The sequence below is a fragment of the Pseudomonas sp. PSKL.D1 genome, from assembly GCF_028898945.1.
In the GTDB taxonomy this organism is placed as follows: Bacteria; Pseudomonadota; Gammaproteobacteria; order Pseudomonadales; family Pseudomonadaceae; genus Aquipseudomonas.
The window spans coordinates 4377213-4397441 of record NZ_CP118607.1 but is presented as its reverse complement, the minus strand read 5'-3'; the positions used below and the strand labels follow the sequence as shown (position 1 = coordinate 4397441).

23 protein-coding genes are annotated in these 20229 nt (G+C 62.7%); 11 read left to right on the top strand and 12 right to left on the bottom strand.

The window, feature by feature from the left end:
* Positions 1–113: 113 nt before the first annotated feature.
* The 3 genes from PVV54_RS19550 to PVV54_RS19540 all read left to right on the top strand — a co-directional run bounded on the left by PVV54_RS19550 (position 114) and on the right by PVV54_RS19540 (position 3914).
* Positions 114–1442 carry an MFS transporter gene (locus PVV54_RS19550; RefSeq protein ID WP_274906820.1) on the top strand — a complete coding sequence of 443 codons (1329 nt, stop codon included), beginning with the start codon at positions 114–116 and terminating at the stop codon, positions 1440–1442.
* A gap of 76 nt (positions 1443–1518) precedes the next feature.
* The gene (locus PVV54_RS19545; RefSeq protein ID WP_274906819.1) at positions 1519–2421 is read left to right on the top strand and encodes a dihydrodipicolinate synthase family protein; all 903 of its coding nucleotides are present in this window, start codon (positions 1519–1521) and stop codon (positions 2419–2421) included.
* 2 nt (positions 2422–2423) lie between these two features.
* Positions 2424–3914 (top strand): aldehyde dehydrogenase, encoded by a 1491-nt coding sequence (locus PVV54_RS19540; protein WP_274906818.1) that lies wholly within the window; start codon positions 2424–2426, stop codon positions 3912–3914.
* Between the two features lie 162 nt (positions 3915–4076).
* Here the strand turns inward: PVV54_RS19540 and PVV54_RS19535 are convergent, their stop codons facing one another.
* Together PVV54_RS19535 and PVV54_RS19530 are read right to left on the bottom strand one after the other, a co-directional pair.
* Entirely contained in the window at positions 4077–4547 is a 471-nt protein-coding gene (locus tag PVV54_RS19535; RefSeq protein WP_060510325.1) for an RNA methyltransferase, read from the bottom strand.
* Between the two features lie 70 nt (positions 4548–4617).
* Positions 4618–4989 (bottom strand): YajD family HNH nuclease, encoded by a 372-nt coding sequence (locus PVV54_RS19530; RefSeq protein ID WP_274906817.1) that lies wholly within the window; start codon positions 4987–4989, stop codon positions 4618–4620.
* 135 nt (positions 4990–5124) lie between these two features.
* Between PVV54_RS19530 and PVV54_RS19525 the strand changes: the two genes are divergently transcribed.
* Positions 5125–5403 carry a hypothetical protein gene (locus PVV54_RS19525; RefSeq protein WP_274910469.1) on the top strand — a complete coding sequence of 93 codons (279 nt, stop codon included), beginning with the start codon at positions 5125–5127 and terminating at the stop codon, positions 5401–5403.
* Here PVV54_RS19525 and PVV54_RS19520 read toward each other — a convergent pair.
* The gene (locus PVV54_RS19520; protein WP_274906816.1) at positions 5400–5867 is read right to left on the bottom strand and encodes a cyclic nucleotide-binding domain-containing protein; all 468 of its coding nucleotides are present in this window, start codon (positions 5865–5867) and stop codon (positions 5400–5402) included. The genes PVV54_RS19525 and PVV54_RS19520 overlap by 4 nt on opposite strands.
* Before the next feature lie 142 nt (positions 5868–6009).
* Complete coding sequence (locus PVV54_RS19515) at positions 6010–8052, bottom strand: S9 family peptidase (protein ID WP_274906815.1); 2043 nt, start codon at positions 8050–8052, stop codon at positions 6010–6012.
* A gap of 117 nt (positions 8053–8169) precedes the next feature.
* On the opposite strand from PVV54_RS19515, the gene PVV54_RS19510 reads away from it, so the two are divergent.
* The 3 genes from PVV54_RS19510 to PVV54_RS19500 are packed head-to-tail and all read left to right on the top strand — an operon-like array spanning position 8170 to position 9981.
* Positions 8170–8664, top strand: a complete 495-nt coding sequence (locus tag PVV54_RS19510; protein ID WP_274906814.1) for an MFS transporter — start codon at positions 8170–8172, stop codon at positions 8662–8664.
* Positions 8665–8676: 12 nt separating this feature from the next.
* On the top strand, positions 8677–9450 hold the full coding sequence (locus PVV54_RS19505) for a class II glutamine amidotransferase (RefSeq protein WP_274906813.1): 774 nt from the start codon (positions 8677–8679) through the stop codon (positions 9448–9450).
* Between the two features lie 9 nt (positions 9451–9459).
* Positions 9460–9981 (top strand): DUF2937 family protein, encoded by a 522-nt coding sequence (locus PVV54_RS19500; RefSeq protein ID WP_274906812.1) that lies wholly within the window; start codon positions 9460–9462, stop codon positions 9979–9981.
* A gap of 100 nt (positions 9982–10081) precedes the next feature.
* Here the strand turns inward: PVV54_RS19500 and PVV54_RS19495 are convergent, their stop codons facing one another.
* Both PVV54_RS19495 and PVV54_RS19490 read right to left on the bottom strand, forming a co-directional pair.
* Positions 10082–11260, bottom strand: a complete 1179-nt coding sequence (locus PVV54_RS19495; RefSeq protein ID WP_274906811.1) for a vWA domain-containing protein — start codon at positions 11258–11260, stop codon at positions 10082–10084.
* Positions 11261–11272: 12 nt separating this feature from the next.
* The gene (locus PVV54_RS19490; RefSeq protein WP_003254658.1) at positions 11273–12118 is read right to left on the bottom strand and encodes an AAA family ATPase; all 846 of its coding nucleotides are present in this window, start codon (positions 12116–12118) and stop codon (positions 11273–11275) included.
* Positions 12119–12398: 280 nt separating this feature from the next.
* Between PVV54_RS19490 and cysK the strand changes: the two genes are divergently transcribed.
* Entirely contained in the window at positions 12399–13373 is a 975-nt protein-coding gene (gene cysK / locus PVV54_RS19485; protein ID WP_274906810.1) for a cysteine synthase A, read from the top strand.
* Between the two features lie 34 nt (positions 13374–13407).
* Here cysK and PVV54_RS19480 read toward each other — a convergent pair whose 3' ends face one another.
* Positions 13408–13536, bottom strand: a complete 129-nt coding sequence (locus tag PVV54_RS19480) for a hypothetical protein (protein WP_274906809.1) — start codon at positions 13534–13536, stop codon at positions 13408–13410.
* On the opposite strand from PVV54_RS19480, the gene PVV54_RS19475 reads away from it, so the two are divergent.
* From PVV54_RS19475 to PVV54_RS19465, 3 genes are all read left to right on the top strand, one after another.
* Entirely contained in the window at positions 13535–14470 is a 936-nt protein-coding gene (locus PVV54_RS19475) for an aspartyl/asparaginyl beta-hydroxylase domain-containing protein (RefSeq protein ID WP_274906808.1), read from the top strand. The genes PVV54_RS19480 and PVV54_RS19475 overlap by 2 nt on opposite strands.
* Before the next feature lie 243 nt (positions 14471–14713).
* The gene (locus PVV54_RS19470) at positions 14714–14875 is read left to right on the top strand and encodes a hypothetical protein (RefSeq protein ID WP_274906807.1); all 162 of its coding nucleotides are present in this window, start codon (positions 14714–14716) and stop codon (positions 14873–14875) included.
* A 101-nt stretch (positions 14876–14976) separates the two neighbouring features.
* Positions 14977–15858, top strand: a complete 882-nt coding sequence (locus tag PVV54_RS19465) for a DMT family transporter (RefSeq protein WP_274906806.1) — start codon at positions 14977–14979, stop codon at positions 15856–15858.
* A gap of 3 nt (positions 15859–15861) precedes the next feature.
* On the opposite strand, the gene PVV54_RS19460 is transcribed toward PVV54_RS19465, so the two are convergent.
* The 5 genes from PVV54_RS19460 to PVV54_RS19440 form a co-directional block, all read right to left on the bottom strand.
* Positions 15862–16332 carry a DUF4265 domain-containing protein gene (locus PVV54_RS19460; protein ID WP_274906805.1) on the bottom strand — a complete coding sequence of 157 codons (471 nt, stop codon included), beginning with the start codon at positions 16330–16332 and terminating at the stop codon, positions 15862–15864.
* Positions 16333–16485: 153 nt separating this feature from the next.
* Positions 16486–17715 (bottom strand): hypothetical protein, encoded by a 1230-nt coding sequence (locus tag PVV54_RS19455; protein WP_274906804.1) that lies wholly within the window; start codon positions 17713–17715, stop codon positions 16486–16488.
* A gap of 256 nt (positions 17716–17971) precedes the next feature.
* Positions 17972–18931, bottom strand: coding sequence for a PDR/VanB family oxidoreductase (locus PVV54_RS19450; RefSeq protein WP_274906803.1), 960 nt, complete (start codon positions 18929–18931; stop codon positions 17972–17974).
* Between the two features lie 8 nt (positions 18932–18939).
* Positions 18940–19974 (bottom strand): aromatic ring-hydroxylating oxygenase subunit alpha, encoded by a 1035-nt coding sequence (locus tag PVV54_RS19445; protein WP_274906802.1) that lies wholly within the window; start codon positions 19972–19974, stop codon positions 18940–18942.
* A 20-nt stretch (positions 19975–19994) separates the two neighbouring features.
* Positions 19995–20222 (bottom strand): recombinase-like helix-turn-helix domain-containing protein, encoded by a 228-nt coding sequence (locus PVV54_RS19440; RefSeq protein ID WP_274906801.1) that lies wholly within the window; start codon positions 20220–20222, stop codon positions 19995–19997.
* Positions 20223–20229: the final 7 nt, after the last annotated feature.

Genomic DNA, 20229 nt, shown 5'->3' with positions numbered 1-20229 from the left:
GAATTTGATGGTCGGGAAGAGTACGCCGATCACCCGGGGCTGAATGTTTTATTCAGTGTCGCGGCCGCACTCGCCTTGAATTCGTACATGCAGATGAAGTGGCAGGAACAACAATGACAAGTCCGAATATTTCGATTGAAGATGTACCGATCAACCGTTTTCACCAGTGGCTGACCGTGCGCTCTGGCGGCGGCTCGTTCGTCGATGGTTATGTGCTGAGCATCATCGGCGTGGCCATGGTGCAGATGTCGGCAGGCCTGAGCCTGACCAGTTTTTGGCAGGGCATGATCGCCGCCTCGGCGTTGATCGGGATTTTCTTCGGCGGCTTCTTCGGTGGTTGGCTGACTGACCACTTTGGCCGCAAGCGCGTGTTCTTCGTTGGCCCGACCCTGTTCATCCTGTCGTCTGTCGCACAGTTTTGGGTGGAGTCGGCACTTGCCTTGTTCCTGCTGCGCTTTGCCATCGGCATTGCGGTTGGCATCGAGTACCCGGTGGCAACCTCGCTACTGGTGGAATTCCTGCCCAAGAAAAACCGCGGCCCACGCCTGGCGACCCTGACCGTGCTGTGGTTTGCCGGTGCCGCCACCGCCTACCTGGTTGGTGAAGCCATCCTGCGTCATGGGGGCGACGAGGCCTGGCGCCTGGTGCTGGCCAGTGCCGCGGTGATTGGCGCACTGTTGTTCGCCATCCGCCTGGGCACCCCGGAATCCCCGCGCTGGCTGATCAGCAAGGGCCGCGCCGCCGAAGCCGAGCAGGTGATCAAGGATGTGTATGGCGACGCGTTCTCCCTGCGCAACCTGCCGGAGGAGCCCAAGACCCGCAAACTGTCGTTCCTCAGCCTGCTGCACTCCGGCTATGGCAAGCGCATGCTGTTCGTCACCATGTTCTGGACCTGCTCGGTCATCCCGGTATTCGCCGTGTACGCCTTTGCGCCGAAAGTGCTGGGCGCGCTTAACCTGAAGGGTGACTGGGCCTCGATCGGTTCGATCGCCATCACCTTCCTGTTCGTGGTCGGCTGCATCATCGGTACCCGTTTGCTGAACACCATTGGCCGGCGCACCACACTGCTGCACAGCTTCTTCTGGTCGGGCCTGGCCCTGCTGGGGCTGGGCGCCTTCAGCAACGGTAACGAGATGCTCATCCTGGTGTTGTTCGGTGCCTATGCGCTGTTCATCGGCGGCGCCCAGGTGCTGCAGCTGGTCTACCCCAACGAATTGTTCCCTACCGAAATCCGTGCTGGCGCCGTGGGCGTGGGCACTTCGATGTCGCGGGTCGGTGCCGCCGTCGGTACCTGGCTGGTGCCCATCGCCCTCGACAGCTATGGCATCGGCGCCACGATGTACGCCGCCGCTGCCGTGACCTTCGTCGGCCTGGCCTTCTCCGTCGCCCTGGCCCCCGAAACCCGCTCGCTGAACTTGCAACAGGCTGCATCGCTGGGCTGACTTTTCCGTACGACTCGCCACGGCGTCGATCCGCCGTGGCCTTTACAACACTGATCAACGCACTGGAGAACCTACCGTGAAATTCGAAGGCATCTACACCCCGGCAGTCACCCCGCTGGCTGCGGACGGCTCGATCGACAAGGCGGCGTTCGCCGACGTGCTCGAATACCTGGTCGAGTCGAAAATCCACGGCGTCATCATTGGCGGCTCCACCGGCGAGTACTACGCCCACACCGCCCAGGAGCGCCTTGAACTGGCCGCCCAGGCCAAGGACGTGCTGAACGGCCGCCTGCCACTGATCATCGGTACCGGTGCCATCCGCACCGAAGATTCCGTGGCCTTCGCCAAGCACGCTGCTGAAATCAAGGCAGACGCGCTGCTGGTGGGCACCCCGCCGTACGCGCTGCCAACCCAGCAGGAAATCGCCGTACACGTCAAAGCCGTGGACGCCGCCGCCGGCCTGCCGATCATGCTCTACAACTACCCGGGCCGCATGAGCGTGAGCATGGGCGAGGAGTTCTTCGATGCCGTTGCCGATGTGAAAAACATCGTCGCCATCAAGGAAAGCTCCGGCGACATGGCCCAGCTGCACCGGCTGGCCATCCAGCGCCCGAACATCCAGCTGTCGTGCGGCTGGGACGACCAGGCCCTGGAATTCTTTGCCTGGGGCGCCAAAAGCTGGGTGTGCGCCGGCTCCAACTTCATCCCGCGCGAGCACGTGGCGCTGTACGAGGCCTGCGTGATCGAGAAGGACTTCGACAAAGCCCGCAAGATCATGGGCGCCATGATGCCGCTGATGGACTTCCTGGAAGGTGGCAAGTTCGTGCAGTCGATCAAGTACGGCGTGGCCCTCAACGGCCTGAAAACCGGTGGTGTGCGCAAGCCGCTGTCCGAACTGGACGCTGACGAGAAGCAGGCACTGCAGGGGGTTGTCACTGAACTCAAGCGCGCCGTCGCACACATCACCGGGGGGGCATGAACATGGCCGAATTGCTGAGCAAGGCCCGATACGCGGCCATCGCCGCCGACCTGCAACTGCGTACCCAGGCGTTCATCGACGGCGAGTTCCGCGATGCGATCTCGGGCAAGACGTTCGTCACCACCAACCCGGCCACCGGCAAGCAACTGGCTGAAGTGGCCGCCTGCGACGTCAATGACGTAAACGTCGCCGTGGCCGCCGCCAAGCGCGTGTTCGAAGACGGTGCGTGGGCCAAGCTGCAGCCGGGCGAGCGCAAGCACATCCTGCTGAAGTTTGCTCAACTGCTGGAAGACAACGCCCATGAACTGGCCGTGCTGGAAAGCCTCGACAGCGGCAAGCCGGTCAGCGAGTGCCAGAATGTCGACGTGCCGGAAACCATCCACACCATCCGCTGGCACGCCGAGCTGATCGACAAGATCTACGACAACACTGCCCCCACCGGCAACGCCGCCGTGACCATGGTGGTGCGCGAAGCCATCGGCGTAGTCGGCCTGGTGCTGCCGTGGAACTTCCCGCTGCTGATGCTGGCCTGGAAGATCGCCCCATCGCTGGCTGCCGGTTGCTCGATCGTGGTCAAACCGGCCAAGGAAACGACCTTGAGCGCCCTGCGTGTGGCCGAGCTGGCCCACGAGGCCGGCATCCCGGCGGGCGTATTCAACCTGGTGCCGGGCGGTGGCCGTGAAGTGGGCGAGGCCATTGGCCGCCACATGGACATCCCGATGGTCAGCTTCACCGGTTCCACCGACACCGGCCGCCTGTTCTTGAAGTATGCCGCCGAGTCCAACCTCAAGCGCATCGTGCTGGAGCTGGGTGGCAAGAACCCGGCCGTGGTCATGAACGACTGCGAAGACCTCGACGAAGTGGCCCAGTTCGTCACCGCCGGTGCGTTCTGGAACATGGGCGAGAACTGCTCGGCCTCCTCGCGCCTGATCGTGCACAAAGACGTCAAAGACGAGCTGCTGGGCCTGATTGGCAAGCACCTGAAGGACTGGAAGCTGGGCGACCCACTCGACCCTGACAACCGCTTGGGCGCCATGGTCAGCAAGTCGCACTTCGAGAAGGTCAAGTCGTACCTGGAATACGCCGCCGAGCACAAGCTCAGTATCGTTCAGGGCGGTGAGACCGAGCAGGGCGTGTTCGTGCAGCCGACCATCGTCGATGGCGTGGCCCGCAACAACAAGCTGTTCGTGGAAGAAATCTTTGGCCCGGTGCTGAGCGTGACCAGCTTCGAGACCATCGATGAAGCCATCGAGCTGGCCAACGACACCATCTACGGCCTGGCCGCCTCGGCCTACACCGGCAGCCTGCGCAATGCGCTGCGCCTGTCGCGTGAAATCCGCGCGGGCGTGGTGACCGTGAACTGCTTCGGCGAAGGCGATGCCTCGACGCCGTTCGGTGGCTACAAGGAGTCTGGCTTTGGTGGGCGCGACAAGTCCATCTGGGCCCACGACCAGTACACGGAGCTGAAGACCATCTGGATCAACGCTTCGTGACCTGAGCAAGACCGGTGCTGTTCTGACGGAGTTCGGCACCTTGGTGTTACCTGTGCCGGCCTCATCGCGGATAAATCCGCTCCTACAGACGGAATGCAACCCCCTGTAGGAGCGGATTCATCCGCGATTGGCCGGTGCAGGCGACATCACTGGCAGCCTGTTTTACTTGAATTTCGGCCCCGACCGCGTATTCAACCCCTTGGCCAACCGGTCATACAGCACCACATTCACCGTCGCCGCCAGGTTCATGCAACCCTCGGTCGGAATATAGATGGTCTCTTCACACCACCCCCGCACTTCCTCGCTCAGCGAGCCATCCTCAGGCCCGAAGATGTAGATCGCCCGGTCCGGGTGGGTGTACTCAGGCAGTGGCCTTGCGCCATCCACCAACTCCACAGCCACCGGCGTGCACCCAAGCGGGATGATGCGCTGCAGGTCGTCGATGCCGATCAGTGGAATGTCGTAATGCACGCGCTTGGTGTCGGTGACGAAGTCACGCGCGCGCTCGTACCGTTTGCCGGTGTAGAACACCGAGTTGACGCCGTAGCAACCCGCAGCACGCATCACCGAACCGACGTTCTCTGCAGACTTGGGGTTGAACAGGCCGATGCAGCTGTACCGTTTGTTAGCCACGTGCCGGGGCCCTTCGCAAAAAGGCGCGATTATACGGGCTTGCCGGCAGCAGCGGGGCGGCTTTCGACGGTCAGTCTTTTTTCAGCATGCCGGCCAGGGCCGCGAACGGGTTGTGGGTGGCCTTGGCGATGCTCGGGGTGCTCAGCGAGCCGTCGCTGAAGTACTGCTGGTCGGTGTAGCGCGAGTGCTCGTTGTCGTGGCAGTACAGGCACAGCAGTTCCCAGTTGGAGCCGTCCTGGGGGTTGTTGTCGTGGTTGTGGTCACGGTGATGCACGGTCAGCTCGCTCAGGCGCTTGCCGGAAAACTCACGGGCGCAGCGGCCGCACACGTGCGGGTACATTTTCAGGGCCTTGTCGCGGTAGCCCATCTCCTTGTCGCGCTTGGCATCGGCAAGGATGCGGTCGAGGCGGGCGGTGGCGGCGGAAGTGGAAGCCGAACTCATGGTGTTTCCTTTGTTCTGATCAGGCAGATGACGACGGTTATGCCATTGAGTCTAGCGCGCTTGCAGGCCAGGCGGACAGGCGAAAAACACGAAATGGGCATAGCCTGTAAGAAGCTTCCCGACAGGAGGTTGATGATGTTGCATGCGATTTTTGCCGCGCTGCTGGTAGCCGGCATCTCCACCGCCCAGGCGGCCGGCACGCCGCCACGCATTACTACGCCCGTGCCCGGCGCCCCCGGCACGGCAACGCCCACGCCATACCCGCAGATTACCCCCAGCACGCCACCCAAGGCCTACGACAGCCAGCCCGGCGCGCCGCTGCTGCCGCCCATGCCGGTGCCGGGGCCGCCCAAGGACCAGCCGCTGCCGGGTTTGCGGCAGGAGCCGGCAAAGCCGGTGGAGGCAGAAGACTAAAGCGAGAGCCGTTGGCCATCCTGCATGCGCAGGCGCCTGGACAGAGCCACGGCCAGCGCCCGGATGATGCGCGCGGCGATGCGCGGGGCGTCGTTGAGCATCTTTTCCAGTGAATCCTTGCCCAGGGTCAGCAGCTGGCAGTCGCTGGCCGCCACGCAGGTGGCCGAGCGCCGTTCGCCGTCGAGCACGGCCATTTCGCCGAATGCACGGCCACTGCGCAGGGTGGCGATTTCCACCTGAATACCGTTGCCATCGGTCTTGCGTACCGACACCACGCCGTGGTGCAGGATGCACATGAACGTGCCGGCGTCGCCTTCGTTGAAGATGGTTTCGCCCTCGCTCATGGTGGCCAGGCTGAAATAGCCGGCGGCGGTGTGGAAGTCGCCGGGCTGCAGGGCGTCGAACTGGCCGCAGTCCATGAGCATGTCGCGGATTTCGGCATTCAGGTGGGTTGGGTCGGGCATGTGTTGTTCTTCTTCGGTTGGCGTTGTTGGGGCCGCTTTGCGGCCCATCGCGGATAAATCCGCTCCTACAGGGGGCCGTGTAGGAGCGGATTTATCCGCGATCGAGGGCAAAGCCCTCGCCTATGACAACAAAAAACGCGTTTTACACCACGCCCAGCTCATTGAAGACAAACGCATACTCCAATGCCACATCCCGCAGCCCCTGGTAGCGCCCGCTCATGCCACCATGCCCCGCGCCCATCTCGGTCTTGAGCAGCAACAGGTTGTCATCGGTCTTGAGGGTACGCAGCTTCGCCACCCACTTGGCCGCTTCCCAGTACTGCACACGGCTGTCGTTGTAGCCGGCCACCACCAGCATGGCCGGGTAAGCCTGCACCGAGACGTTCTCATAGGGCGCGTAGGCCTTGATCCGCGCATATACCTCAGGCTCTTCAGGGTTGCCCCATTCGTCGTACTCGGTGACGGTCAGTGGCAGCTCAGGGTCGAGCATGGTGTTCAGCACATCGACGAACGGCACTTCGGCAATGGCGCAACGGAACAGCTCGGGCCGCAGGTTGAGCACCGCGCCCATCAACAGGCCGCCGGCGCTACCGCCGCTGATGGCCAGGCGATCCGATGCCGTGACACCTTCGGCAATCAGGTGCTCGGCACAGCTGATGAAGTCGCCGAACGTATTGTGCTTGTGCTCCTGCTTGCCAGCGCGGTACCAGGCTTCACCCAGTTCGCCACCGCCGCGCACGTGAGCGATGGCAAAGGCCACGCCGCGCTCCAGCAGGCTCAGGCGAGCGTGGGAGAACCATGGGTCGAGGCTTTCGCCGTAGGCGCCGTAGCCGTAAAGGTACAGCGGCACGGTCTTGCCCAGGTCCTGGCGGCGGCGCACCAGGCTGACCGGCACGCGGGTGCCGTCGGCTGCGGTGGCCCACAGCCGCTCGCTGACATAATCATCAGCGTCGAACGGGCCCAGCACCGGGGTTTGCTTGAGCACCTGCTGCATGCCAGTGGCCAGTTCCAGCTGGCGAACCTGAGCCGGGCGGTTGAGGGCTTCGTAGCGCAGGCGGATGCGGTGGCTGGCGAACTCCAGGCTGTCCTGCACGTACAGGCTGTAGGCCGCATCGGGTAACTCCACCCGGTAACTGGTCAGGCCTTGCGGGCGCACTTCGATGATCGGCAGGCCGCCCTCGCGCAGGCTCAGGCTGATGGCGCTGGCGTTCAGGCTCAGGCCTTCGAGCATGATGTCTTCGCGGTGCGCCACCAGCAGTTGCCAGTGTTCGCGGCTTGGCACCGGTGCGTCGGGCGCCTGGTACAGGGCAAAGTTGATGCCGTCCTGGTTGGTGCGGATAAACCAGCGCCACTGGCCGTCGAGCTGGCCGTGGTCCGGGTAGTACTCGTGGCCTTCTTCGCGGGGGGCCAGGCAGGTGAAGTCCGCGTGCGGGGTGTGGGCATCGAGTACCCAGGCCTCGCTGGTGGTCTTGCTGTTGAGCAGCAGTACCAGCTGTTGTTCGGAGCTTGCGCGGTAGCAATGCAGGAAGAAGCGGCCATCGGGCTCTTCGAACACCGTCCGCGCCGTGGCCTCGCCCAGCGTATGCCGGCGCAGGCGCCAGGGGCGGTGGGTGTCGTCCAGTTCGCCAAAGAACAGTGTCTGGCTGTCGTTGGCCCAGGTCAGGCTGCCGTCGCAGTCGTCGAAGGGCAGGGTGGTCACGTTGCCGGTGGCCAGGTCCTTGACGTACAGGGTGTAGATTTCGTCGCCACTGGTGTCCAGGCTGTAGGCCAGCAGGCGGTGGTCGGGGCTGACATTGAACGCGCCCAGCGACAGGAAGCCACCGTTGGCCAGGGCGTTGGGGTCGAGCAGCAACTGCTCCTGGGCCTCATCCACGGTGTTGGAGTCGTCCGCCGGGCGCGGGCAGCGGTAATGACGCGGGTACTCGTCACCGGCGGTGGTACGGGTGTAGTACAGGTACGGGCCCCAAGGGGAGGGCAGGGACAGGTCGGTTTCCTGGATGCGGCCTTTGATTTCTTCGAACAGCTGCTCGCGCAAAGGCGCCTGGTCGGCCAGGCACGCTTGCTGGTAGGCGTTTTCCGCTTGCAGGTAGGCGAGCACCTCGGGGGTGTCGCGATCTTGCAGCCAGGCGTACGGATCTGCGGCCTGGACCTGGCGGGCGACGGGGGGCTGGGGTCTGCTGGGCATCTGGAATCTCTGTGGTGGCTATGCTTGGGCCGCGAAGGCGCCGGGACAGGTAGACGCTGTCTGCGCCCGGAAAAGTGTTTATCATAGGCGTCTCTTTGCCTGGCTTGCACGAACACCATGACCGAGAACGACTATACCCTCGCCTGGGGCCTTTACGCCGTTGCCGCCCTGGGCTGCCTGCTGGTGGGTTTCAAGCTCACCGGCTGGATGTGGCGCTGGTTGCGCGAGCCGCTGCGGGTGATCCTGGCGGTATTGCTGTTGACCCCGACCGTCGTCGACCCGGCCAAGGACGCGGTTGCCCCGGCCATCGCCATCACTGCGCTGGATGTGGCCTTCAAGGTCGGCAACAACGCCTGGCGCGCTGTTTCCGACTTCGCCATGTACGGCCTGTTTGCCTTCATCCTGTACATCGTTTTCGTGCTGATCCGCTGGCCGCTGGAAAAACGCGCCCGCGAGCGCCGCGAGCAGGCCGAGGCGGCAGCCAAGCGCCGCGCGGCGGAAGATGAGCAGGTCACCAGCGACAGCCCGCTGGTTGCCGAACGTCGCAGCCGCTACCGCGATGACCCACCCCCTGCCGCACCTGCGGGCGGCCGGGTCGAACCACGTCTGTAAAGGGGGCTGAGCATGTGTGAACTGCTGGGCATGAGCGCCAACGTCCCTACCGACATCGTCTTCAGCTTCACCGGCCTGATGCAGCGCGGTGGCCGCACCGGCCCGCACCGGGACGGCTGGGGCATCGGCTTTTACGAGGGGCGCGGCCTGCGCCTGTTCCAGGACCCGGCCGCCAGCAGCGAGTCGGAAGTGGCCAACCTGGTGCAACGCTACCCGATCAAGAGCGAAGTGGTGATCGGCCATATCCGCCAGGCCAACGTGGGCCGGGTATGCCTGTCCAACACCCACCCCTTCGTGCGCGAAATGTGGGGCCGCAACTGGTGCTTCGCGCACAACGGCCAGTTGGGCGAGTTCAAGGGCAAGGCCAGCTTCTACCGCCCGGTGGGCGACACCGACAGCGAAGCGGCCTTCTGCGACCTGCTCAACCGCGTGCGCGAAGCCTTCCCGGAACCTGTCGAGGTGGAACAGCTGCTGCCGGTGTTGGTCGAAGCCTGTGCCGAGTATCGCGGCAAAGGCGTGTTCAACTGCCTGCTCAGCGATGGCGACTGGCTGTTCTGCTTCTGCTCCACCAAGCTGGTCCACATTACCCGGCGCGCGCCCTTTGGTGCTGCACGCCTTAAAGATGTCGACCTGATTGTCGATTTTCATACCGAAACCACCCCCAACGACGTGGTCACGGTAATCGCCACCGAAGCCTTGACCGAAAACGAGACCTGGGAACGTTACGAGCCCGGCCAATGGGCACTGTGGCGGCACGGAGAATGCGTTTCGCAAGGCCAGAGCTAAGGACGCTGCATGTTCAGAAGTTACCTGCGGTTGCTGTTGTTCACGTTCGGCCTGTTGGCCGGTATCCAGGTGCCCGGGCTGGTCAAGGACTACAGCCAGCGGGTCGAGGCGCACCTGTTTGAATCACGCCAGGCGCTGGACGGCTTCAAGCAAACGGCCGAGCGCTTCTTCAATGGCGACCTGCAGGCGCTGTTGCGGCATTACCGCACCAGTGACGACCCGGTGTTTGTCAGCGATGCCAACAGCATCGAAAGCCTGATGATCCGCAATCAGTTGCTGGAGGATGAGTGGCAGGCGCTGCAAGGCTCGTGGGTGAGCCGTACCTGGCATGTGCTGGCCCAGCCCGACCCGCAATTGCGTGAGGAAACCTTGAAGGGTTACAGCTACCAGATTTTGCTGGTGCCCGAGGCGATTGGCTGGGGGGTTGGCGCGGGGTTTGTGTTGGCCTTTGTGGTTGAAAGCCTGTTGCTGGGGATTGGCTGGGTGATCCTCGGTGGGCGGCGCAAGGCGGTTAAAGAGAGCTGGCGGTAGTCTGTGCGGGCCCTATCGCGGATAAATCCGCTCCTACAAGGGCCGCAGTTCACCCTGTAGGAGCGGATTTATCCGCGATGGGGCCAGCCCAGGCTAACTATTACTTCGACAAATACCGCATCCCGTCCTCCAACCCCTGCAAGGTCAGCGGGAACATCCGGTCTTCGATCAAATCCCGCACCAGATGGGTCGACGCCGTGTAATCCCAGGCCTGTTTCGGGTACGGGTTGATCCAGATGATCTTCCTGAACTTCTCCATGAAGCGCTGCATCCACACATACCCGGCCTCTTCGTTCCAGTGCTCGACACTGCCCCCCGGCTGGGTGATTTCGTAAGGCGCCATGGCCGCGTCGCCGACGAACACCACCTTGTAGTCATCGCCGTACTTGTGCAGCAGGTCGAACGTGGAGAACCGCTCCGACGTGCGGCGCAGGTTGTTCTTCCACACCGACTCGTAGATGAAGTTGTGGAAGTAGTAATACTCCAGGTGCTTGAACTCGGTCTTGCAGGCCGAGAACAGTTCTTCGCACACTTTGACGTGGGCATCCATCGAACCGCCGATGTCGAACAGCAACAGCAGCTTGACCGTGTTGCGCCGCTCGGGGCGCATCTGGATGTTCAGCAGCCCGGCGTCACGGGCGGTGTGGTCGATGGTGCCGTCGATGTCCAGCTCTTCGGCGGCTCCTTCACGGGCGAACTTGCGCAGCCGGCGCAGGGCCAGCTTGATGTTGCGGGTGCCCAGTTCCACCTGGTCGTCGAGGTTCTTGTACTCGCGCTGGTCCCACACCTTCACGGCCTTGCCCTGGCGCTTGCCGGCTTCGCCCACGCGAATGCCCTCGGGGTTGAAACCGCCTGAACCGAACGGGCTGGTGCCACCCGTGCCGATCCACTTGTTACCGCCGGCGTGGCGTTCCTTCTGTTCTTCCAGGCGTTTCTTGAACTCTTCGATCAGCTTGTCGAGGCCACCGAGTGACTGGATCTGCGCGCGTTCCTCATCGGTCAGCGACCGTTCGAACTCCTTGCGCAACCAGTCTTCAGGGATCAGCGCTTCCAGGTGCCGGTCGAGGTTTTCCAGGCCCTTGAAGTAAGCCGAGAACGCCCGGTCGAACTTGTCGAAATGCCGCTCGTCCTTCACCAGGATGGCACGGGCGAGGTAATAGAACTCGTCCATGTCGGCGAAGATCACCCGTTTTTGCAGGGCATTGAGCAGGTCGAGCAGCTCGCGCACCGACACCGGCACCTTGGCTGCACGCATTTCGTTGAACAGGTTCAGCAGCATGGCCGGCTCCTGTCAGCGGTTGCCGCGCCGGCTCATGAACGCCAGGCGCTCAAGCAGCTGCACGTCCTGCTCGTTCTTCACCAGCGCGCCGGCCAGCGGCGGGATGGCCTTGGTCGGGTCACGCTCACGCAGCACCGCTTCGCCGATGTTGTCGGCCATCAGCAGCTTGAGCCAGTCGACCAGCTCGGAGGTGGACGGCTTTTTCTTCAGCCCCGGCACCTTGCGTACGTCGAAGAACACATCCAGCGCCTCGCTGACCAGCGACTGGCTGATGTTCGGGTAATGCACATCGACGATCTGCTGCAGGGTGGTGCGGTCGGGGAAGGCGATGTAGTGGAAGAAGCAGCGGCGCAGGAAGGCGTCGGGCAGTTCTTTCTCGTTGTTGGAAGTGATGATGATGATCGGCCGCTGTTTGGCCTTGATGGTCTCGTCGATTTCGTAGACGTAGAACTCCATCTTGTCGAGTTCCTGCAACAGGTCGTTGGGGAACTCGATGTCGGCCTTGTCGATTTCGTCGATCAGCAAAATCACCCGCTCGTCGGCCTCGAAGGCCTCCCAGAGCTTGCCCTTTTTCAGGTAGTTGCGCACGTCGTGCACCTTGTCCACGCCCAGCTGCGAGTCGCGCAGGCGGCTGACCGCGTCGTACTCGTACAGGCCTTGGTGGGCTTTGGTGGTGGACTTGATGTGCCAGGTGATCAGGCGGGCACCGAACGAGGCAGCCAGTTGCTCGGCGAGCATGGTCTTGCCGGTGCCCGGCTCGCCCTTGACCAGCAATGGGCGTTCGAGGGTGATGGCCGCGTTGACCGCCAGTTTCAGGTCGTCTGTGGCGACGTAGTCGCGGGTGCCTTCGAACTTCATCGGGGGTTCCTCTTCGGGTGGCCTGTGCCGCCCCATCGCGGATAAATCCGCTCCTACAGGCACCATAGCCCTGTAGGAGCGGATTCATCCGCGATGAGGCCCGCACAAACAATGCATGATTATTGATTTGCCCCCGACTATAACCCGCACCCGGCCCACTGCAAACGCAGACCCGGTATTCAGTCCCTGAATGCCCCGTCACACTTGCGCGCTTTACTGGCCACCGGCCCAGGCATACCCTTGATATCTTTCCCTGCTTCTCATGTTCAAGGACACCGCCATGAGCCGTATCTTCGCCGACAACGCCCATTCCATCGGCAACACGCCGCTGGTACAGATCAACCGCATCGCCCCGCGCGGCGTGACCATTCTGGCCAAGATCGAGGGGCGCAACCCGGGCTATTCGGTCAAGTGCCGCATCGGCGCGAACATGGTCTGGGACGCCGAGAGCAACGGCAAGCTCAAGCCGGGCATGACCATCGTCGAGCCCACCTCCGGCAACACCGGCATCGGCCTGGCCTTCGTCGCCGCCGCCCGTGGCTACAAGCTGATCCTGACCATGCCCGCGTCGATGAGCCTGGAGCGTCGCAAGGTGCTCAAGGCCCTGGGCGCCGAACTGGTGCTGACCGAGCCGGCCAAGGGCATGAAGGGCGCCATCGAGAAGGCCAACGAAATCGTCGCCTCCGACCCCGCCCAGTACTTCCTGCCGGGCCAGTTCGACAACCCGGCCAACCCGGCCATTCATGAAAAGACCACCGGGCCGGAAATCTGGAACGACACCGACGGCGCGGTCGACGTGCTGGTGGCTGGCGTCGGCACCGGCGGCACCATCACTGGCGTGTCGCGTTACATCAAGAACACCCAGGGCAAGTCGATCCTGTCGGTGGCGGTGGAGCCGGTTTCGTCCCCACTGATCACCCAAACCCTGGCAGGTGAAGAGCTCAAGCCCAGCCCGCACAAAATTCAGGGCATCGGCGCGGGCTTTGTGCCAAAAAACCTCGACCTGTCGATCGTCGACCAGGTCGAAACCGTGACCGACGACGAAGCCAAGGCCATGGCCATCCGCCTGATGCAGGAAGAAGGCATTTTGTGCGGTATTTCCTGTGGCGCGGCCATGGCGGCAGCGGTGCGCCTGGCCGAGAAGCCAGAGATGCAGGGCAAGACCATCGTGGTGATTCTGCCGGACTCCGGCGAGCGCTACCTGTCGAGCATGCTGTTCGCCGACATGTTCAGCGAGCAGGAAAACCAGCAGTAAGCTGACCCGAAGCAACACTCGGCAGCCCGGTTTATTACAAAATCTTTAATAGACCCATCCCGTTCAGGCTGTTTTTACCGGCGCGTGATGGGTTTATGATGGCCGGATGATTTTCGTCAGCAGCAGGCAGCGCTGGCCTGTTGCTTTGCAAGGAGTGTTGCATGACCTTTTCCTTCGTCGCCAAGGCTGGCGTCTTGCTGGTGTTTTTCGGCAGCGTGTTGTTCGTGCATTTGCGCGGCAAGGCGCGCCTGCCGGTGCTGCGCCAGTTCGTCAACCATTCGGCGCTGTTTGCCCCGTACAACGCGTTGATGTACCTGTTCTCCGGTGTGCCGTCCAAGCCTTACCTGGACCGCCAGCGCTTCCCGGAGCTGGATGTACTCAAGGACAACTGGCAGGACATCCGTGAAGAAGCCATGCGCCTGTTCGACGAGGGCTACATCCGCGCCGCCGAAAAAGACAACGATGCAGGCTTTGGCTCGTTCTTCAAGAAGGGCTGGAAGCGCTTTTACCTGAAGTGGTACGACAAACCGCTGCCCTCGGCTGAAGCCCTGTGCCCAAGAACCGTGGAGCTGGTCAGCAGCATCCCCAACGTCAAGGGCGCCATGTTCGCGTTGCTGCCCGGGGGCAGCCACCTGAACCCGCACCGCGACCCGTTCGCCGGCTCCTTGCGCTACCACCTGGGCCTTTCTACACCGAACTCCGACGCCTGCCGCATCTATGTCGATGGCCAGGAGTATGCCTGGCGCGATGGTGAAGACGTGATGTTCGACGAAACCTACGTGCATTGGGTGAAGAACGAGACCGACATGACCCGGGTGATTCTGTTCTGCGACATCGAGCGCCCGCTGAGCAGCCCGCTGATGACCCGCATCAACCGCAAGGTCAGCGCCTTCCTCGGCCGCGCCACCGCGCCGCAGAACACCGACGACGAGCGCGTGGGCGGGATCAACCAGGCTTATGCCTGGAGCAAGCGGTTCAGCAACAAAATCAGCACCCATGTGAAACAGTTCAAACGCGCCAACCCCAAGGCCTACCGCGTTTTGCGGCCGGTGTTGGCGGTGGTGGTGGCTTACCTGCTTTATCACTGGTTGTTCTGATTTACGCAGGGCTATGTGGGAGCGGCCTTGTGTCGCGAAAGGGCCGCAAAGCGGCCCCGGCGATATCGGCGGCGAAGCTGCAATCGATGGGGGCGCTACGCACCCCTTTCGCGACACAAGGCCGCTCCCACAATAATCGCGTCAGCTTTTAGGTTTTATACAAGACAGTTGCTCCCAAACGGTGGTTGTAACAGCATGAATCCACCGCTATAGTCCAGACTTCAACTTCCAAAAGACCTGCTCATGCCCGCCATCCCTACCATCACGGTTCCAGCCATCGCGCCAGTCGCGGGCATGGTCGTGCGTGGCAGCCAGCAGCCGGCCATGATCAGTCACTACCCACCACCTGTCAGTGGCGTTGTAGGCGGCGTAGCTCCGCCTCCTTGCGTGGTCGTGCCGGTTTAAGCACCCGCACGTACGCAACCTACTGAACACGGTCGGCCACTTCCCTCGCTGAAGTTCACGCCTTCCGTTCGGCTATTCGCACCGAATACAGGTGGCAATACATGTCTGTCCTTACCAAAGCATCCGTGGCCTCGGCGGCCACCACCAGCCTGTTCGTCCTGCTGTGGAGCAGCGGGGCAATCGTTTCCAAACTGGGCCTGGCCCACGCCAGCCCCTTCGCCTTTTTGCTGTTACGTTCCGCGCTAGCGCTTGCCGGGTTGCTGCTGATCGGCCCGTTGCTGGGCCTGCGCTGGCCACGCACACCGGCCGCCATTGCGCGTGCACTCGGTACCGGGTGCGTGTTGCTGGGGGCCTACCAGATCTTCTACCTGCTGGCACTCAACACCCACGTCACTCCCGGCGTAATGGCCACGGTAATGGGTGTGCAACCGATCCTCACCGTGGTGCTAATGGAGCGCCAGCGTTCCTGGAGCCGGTTGTTCGGCCTGGGCCTGGGGCTCGGCGGGCTGGTGATGGTGGTGTACCAAGGCATCAACCTCGGCGGCGTTTCGCTGCTTGGCATGCTGTTCGCCTTGCTGGCGCTGGCCAGCATGACCTTTGGCTCGATCCTGCAGAAGCGCATTACCGACAAACCGATGGGGACGTTGCCGTTGCAGTATCTGGCGGGCTTTGCCATGTGCGCGGTGTTCGCCCCGTTGCAGCCGCTGCACGTGGACTGGACCGGCGGCTTCGTCGGTGCGCTGCTGTGGATGGGCCTGGTGGTGTCGTTGCTGGCGACCCTGCTGCTGTACCGGTTGATTGCCCGGGGCAACCTGGTCAACGTCACCAGCCTGTTCTACCTGGTGCCGGCGGTGACCGCAGTGATGGACTTTCTGATCTTCGGTAACCGCCTTGCACCCCTGAGCCTGCTGGGCATGAGCCTGATCGTGGTCGGCTTGCTGTTTGTGTTCCGCAAGCCGGCGGCGCGGTTGGCCGAGGCCTGAGCCTTAGCGGAATTCTTCGGGGATGGTGTGGCGTAGCACACCCTCTTCGAAGTCCAGGGTGCCGGCTGCGCGCTGGGTCAGCAGGTAGTAGAGCAGGGTGTCCAGCGGCTGGCCGGGCGGGACTTGGACGGCCAGCATCTTTGTGGCCTGCTGGGCTTCGCAGTTGCAGCTGAAGTCTTCCATGGCCTCGCGGATCTGCTCCAGTGTATCGGGGGCCTTGGCCAGAATACGCAATACCGTGGCGCCGCCGTTGTGTAGCAGGCTGTCGAACCAGACGCGCTCGTCGTCATTGCAAATGCTGATGATGTCACCGGGCGCAATGCCGTAGGCATAGAACGGGATGCTGTCGACCTGATAGCCGCGTTCACTGTAACTGACCCACAAGCCTTCGACCGAGGCAGGGGGGTAGCCTTGGGCGTCCTGCTCCAGTTGCCAGAGCACGATTTGGTGGGCTGGGGGGTGTTCAGGGGGCATGGCGGGTTACGTATGGGATGGGGCGAGCATTGTAATGCGGTTTGCGGAGATTGGCGCCGCTGCGCGCCGCATCGCGGATAAATCCGCTCCTACACGCCGATCACTTGTAGGAGCGGATTTATCCGCGATGCGGCGCGTAGCGGCGCTCAACCCTCAGAAGTAATACCCAATATTGATGTTCGTCCGGTAATACCAGTCATTACTGCCCACCGAACTGGTACTGGTCCACCCGGTACCGTTCTCGGCCCCACCAAACGGGTTGGCATTGCGCGCCCAGGTAAAATCGACCCACGCCATGATCGGCATGGCCAGAAACTGCGCACCCACCGTGAACATTTGCGAATCGTCCCAGCCGCTTTCGTCCTTCATCATGCGGCTGTAGTCGGTGTAGAGCTTGATCTTCTTCAGTTGCCCAAGCTTCGGCGTAAACACGTCATAACCCACGTTCAGCGCTGCAATGGTGGCCTTGGAGGCAATCAGGTACGCCGGGGTCAGGCCGTTGCCGCCCATCAGCACGGCATCGTCACTCACGCCGGCCGGGTTCTTTGGGTCGTACTCGTAGCGGATGGCTTGGCCGGTGACAGTCCATGGCCCCTGGTTGACCAAGGCGTGAACCCCGGCGGCCCAATAGTCGCCGTCATCGCGGGTGGTGGCGTTGTACAGTTCGGATGCGGCCAGCGAAGCGCCCAATTCAGTCTTCCAGCCTTCGCCGGTAAAGGTGCGGGCGACGCGGGCGTTGACCTGGTTGCGCTTTTCGTTGTCCTGGCGTGACTGGGTGAAGGGCACGGCGTTGTCGTCCAGGTCGCTGTAACGGCCAACTTCCGGCGAATAGCGAATGCCCGACGGCAACATGCGTGGGAAGTAACCCAGTTGCAGGTCCCATTGGGCGTCCTTGTAGCTGTATTTCAGGCCCGTGCCGGCGCTGACGCCGTAACCCATGAAGAACGGGATATGGTAACTCCAGCCAAATTGCGGGTACGGCTCAAGGCCAAACGGCTTGAAGGGCGCGCCCAATTGCAGGTTGGCCTGGGGGCTGAAGCGGTAACCGACATAGCCACGGTCGATGGAGCGCTTGCCGTCATCCTGAAACCAGTAGCCGACATCACTGAACAACTGTTTATGGGTCGCCTGTACATCCAGCCGGAAGGTATCGAACAGGAAGCGCCCGTTGTTCTCGGTGGTGTCCCAGTGTTCGTCGCGGTAGTTGATACGCAGTGCGCCGCCGATGTCCAGGCTGCTCTGGGCATCGTCGCTGTGCCAGGCAACATGGGGGAACGGTTTTTTAACGGCGGGTGGTTGGTCGGGGGCGGCGGGGCCGGGTTCTGACGCGAAGCTTGCACAACTACCGAGAATAAGACTGAGGCTAATCACGTATCTGTTCATGCCATGCCCTGCAAGGTTAAGTGGTTTTTCGCAGGCAATAAGGGAGCGTCGCCCTTGATTGCGGGTTTTTTTGTTATTAACGAAAGTGCATTGGGTGGGGCGATGATCGCATCGCGGATAAATCCGCTCCTACAAAGGCAGGCAACCATGGCGTAACAGGTTCGGCACGTTGCAAAAAATGTAGGAGCGAATTTATTCGCGATGCGCCGCGCGGGCGGCGCTCGATCTCAAGGGCGTCAGAAATGTCGTGGCATGCTTAAAGATCCAGCACCAACCGCCGGCTCTTGCACCCGGACACACACACCATCATCGACTTGTTCGCGGCCTTTTCGGCTTTGGTCAGCACCCCGTCCCGATGGTCCACGTCTCCCTCCAGCACCCGTGTTTCACACGACCCGCACACCCCTTCGCGGCAGCTGTGTTCGATGTCACAACCCGCTTCGAGCAGCACGTCCAACAGGTTCAGGCCCGCTTCCACCTGCACGGTCTTGCCCGACCGGCTGAGCTCCACGCTGTAACTGTCCTGGGCCTCTTCCGATGCCGCTACCTCCACCGCCGTGAACCGCTCGATATGCGCGTTGGCATACCCCAGCTGTTCGCAGGTTTGCTCGAAGGCATCGAGCATGGGCGTCGGCCCGCAGCAGTAGAAGTGTGTGTCCTTCGCACGACCACCGAGATAAGCAGCCAAGTCCGGCAGCCCGCCTTTCTCGTCGTTGAAGTGGTAGACCACCTTGGCGTTCAGCCCGGCGATGTCCTCCAGCAACGCCGCCTCGGCCCGCGAGCGGGCGCAGTAGATCAGCTCGGCCGAGCGGCCCAGCGCCAGCAGCTGGCGGAACATGCAGTAGATCGGCGTAATGCCGATACCGCCTGCCACCAGCACGCTATGGCTGGCGCGGGTGTCGAGGGCAAAATTGTTGCGCGGCTGGCTGATCTGCAGCTGGCTGCCCACGCGCAACTGCTCGTGCACGTAGCGCGAACCGCCGCGGCTGGCGCGGTCACGCAGGATGCCGACCACATAACGGCCCTGGTCACTCGGCGAATTCAGCAGCGAGTAGCTGCGCACCAGGCCGTTGGGCAGGTGCAGGTCGATGTGTGAACCGGCCTCGAACGGCGCGAACACCGTGTCGCCCCAAGGGCGCAGCTCTACGCTGATGATGCCGTCGGCTTCATGGCGCAGGGTGTGCACCAGGGCACTGATGGTGGAGGAATTGGACATCGGTCACCTCAGCCCAGTTGCTTGGTTTCGATCAGGGCCAGCTGTTCCTTGGCCTTGCCTTTCAGGTAACGACGCAGGCGCACCACGCCCAGGTCGTGCTGGTACAGGTTTTCGCGCTGGTTGGCCTCGAACTCCATGAACTCCAGCAACACCCGGTCTTGCTCCAGCACCGCCCAGTGGCGCGCCTCCAGGCGGTTTTTGTAGAGAAAGCGCCAGGTGTCGCGCTGCCAGCCGGTCAGCGGCCGGGCGCGCCAGTGGAACACGGCAGACAAGGCGCGGCTGCTGGGGGTGTAGCTGCCGATGATGGTGAAGTTGCCGCCCGGGCCGCCGGTTTTCGGGTAGGGGATTTCCAGGCGCAGCCAGTGGCAGCCGTTGTCGAGGAATTCGGTCCAGTCGAAGTTGACCCCGCGCTGGCCTTCCTTCTCGAAGAAGAAGCCCTGCTCGGTGTCGCGGGTGACGAACTTGGCGGTGGCCTCGCCCTCGCTCATCGAGTGGGACATCTTGTGCAGGTAGGTGCCGTGCATCGGGTCCATGACGTTGTCGAGCACGTAGCGGTAATCGCCTTTCCACTCGGTGTAGCACAGGAAGCTGCTCCACTCGGGCGAGGTCAGTTGCTCGGGCAGTACCAGCTCGGGCGGTGTTTCAAGGTGCGGGTCGGTGGCATTGAACAGGAAGATCGCGCCAGCCGCCTCGCGGGTGTGGAACATCCGCGTCGGGCGGCTGCCTTCGAGCTTGCAGCCAGGGCTGCCTGGCACCTTGGTGACGGTGCCGTCGCAGCGCACTTCCACGCCATGGTACGGGCACTGCAGGCGGTCACCCAGCACCGGCCCCTGGGACAGCGGCGCGCCACGGTGCGGGCAGTGGTCTTCGAGGGCGTGGACGCTGCCATCGTTGTCGCGCCACAGGGCGATCTTGTAGCCCATGCGGCGGATCGAAACGGGCTTCTCGCCCAGCAGCTCCGACGGCAATACCGGGAACCACAGGTCTTTCAGGCCATTGGCCAGGTGTTGTTCAACAGGGTCGACGGTTACGTGCATGTTCATCTTGTTCTACCTCCAGCGGGTCATTCGCCCAGCCGTGCCATCAGGTTTTTGAATGCGTCTTCGGTCCACTCACCGCTGGTCAGCGGGCAGGGCGGGCCGGCCAGGTTCAGGTGGGCCAGGAGTTCGCCCAGCTCGCTCACGCCATTGCCGTAGGCGCGCTCGATGGAGTCGCCCAGCAGGTCTTCGAACGGCGTGTTGGGGCGTTTGCGCGCCTGGTGCGGTTGCAGGTAAACCTCGGTCGTGGTCATGGGGTGC

Bases quoted from the DNA above. Each gene is read 5' to 3' on its own strand.
- PVV54_RS19460 (WP_274906805.1), bottom strand. From the start codon at position 16,332: ATGCCCCCTGAACACCCCCCAGCCCACCAAATCGTGCTCTGGCAACTG.
- PVV54_RS19500 (WP_274906812.1), top strand. From the start codon at position 9,460: ATGTTCAGAAGTTACCTGCGGTTGCTGTTGTTCACGTTCGGCCTGTTG.
- PVV54_RS19480 (WP_274906809.1), bottom strand. From the start codon at position 13,536: ATGCAACACTCCTTGCAAAGCAACAGGCCAGCGCTGCCTGCTGCTGAC.
- PVV54_RS19510 (WP_274906814.1), top strand. From the start codon at position 8,170: ATGACCGAGAACGACTATACCCTCGCCTGGGGCCTTTACGCCGTTGCC.
- PVV54_RS19465 (WP_274906806.1), top strand. From the start codon at position 14,977: ATGTCTGTCCTTACCAAAGCATCCGTGGCCTCGGCGGCCACCACCAGC.
- PVV54_RS19470 (WP_274906807.1), top strand. From the start codon at position 14,714: ATGCCCGCCATCCCTACCATCACGGTTCCAGCCATCGCGCCAGTCGCG.
- PVV54_RS19520 (WP_274906816.1), bottom strand. From the start codon at position 5,867: ATGCCCGACCCAACCCACCTGAATGCCGAAATCCGCGACATGCTCATG.
- PVV54_RS19490 (WP_003254658.1), bottom strand. From the start codon at position 12,118: ATGAAGTTCGAAGGCACCCGCGACTACGTCGCCACAGACGACCTGAAA.
- PVV54_RS19530 (WP_274906817.1), bottom strand. From the start codon at position 4,989: ATGAGTTCGGCTTCCACTTCCGCCGCCACCGCCCGCCTCGACCGCATC.
- PVV54_RS19525 (WP_274910469.1), top strand. From the start codon at position 5,125: ATGTTGCATGCGATTTTTGCCGCGCTGCTGGTAGCCGGCATCTCCACC.
- PVV54_RS19455 (WP_274906804.1), bottom strand. From the start codon at position 17,715: ATGAACAGATACGTGATTAGCCTCAGTCTTATTCTCGGTAGTTGTGCA.
- PVV54_RS19440 (WP_274906801.1), bottom strand. From the start codon at position 20,222: ATGACCACGACCGAGGTTTACCTGCAACCGCACCAGGCGCGCAAACGC.
- PVV54_RS19505 (WP_274906813.1), top strand. From the start codon at position 8,677: ATGTGTGAACTGCTGGGCATGAGCGCCAACGTCCCTACCGACATCGTC.
- PVV54_RS19550 (WP_274906820.1), top strand. From the start codon at position 114: ATGACAAGTCCGAATATTTCGATTGAAGATGTACCGATCAACCGTTTT.
- PVV54_RS19450 (WP_274906803.1), bottom strand. From the start codon at position 18,931: ATGTCCAATTCCTCCACCATCAGTGCCCTGGTGCACACCCTGCGCCAT.
- PVV54_RS19515 (WP_274906815.1), bottom strand. From the start codon at position 8,052: ATGCCCAGCAGACCCCAGCCCCCCGTCGCCCGCCAGGTCCAGGCCGCA.
- cysK (WP_274906810.1), top strand. From the start codon at position 12,399: ATGAGCCGTATCTTCGCCGACAACGCCCATTCCATCGGCAACACGCCG.
- PVV54_RS19495 (WP_274906811.1), bottom strand. From the start codon at position 11,260: ATGCTGCTGAACCTGTTCAACGAAATGCGTGCAGCCAAGGTGCCGGTG.
- PVV54_RS19445 (WP_274906802.1), bottom strand. From the start codon at position 19,974: ATGAACATGCACGTAACCGTCGACCCTGTTGAACAACACCTGGCCAAT.
- PVV54_RS19475 (WP_274906808.1), top strand. From the start codon at position 13,535: ATGACCTTTTCCTTCGTCGCCAAGGCTGGCGTCTTGCTGGTGTTTTTC.
- PVV54_RS19540 (WP_274906818.1), top strand. From the start codon at position 2,424: ATGGCCGAATTGCTGAGCAAGGCCCGATACGCGGCCATCGCCGCCGAC.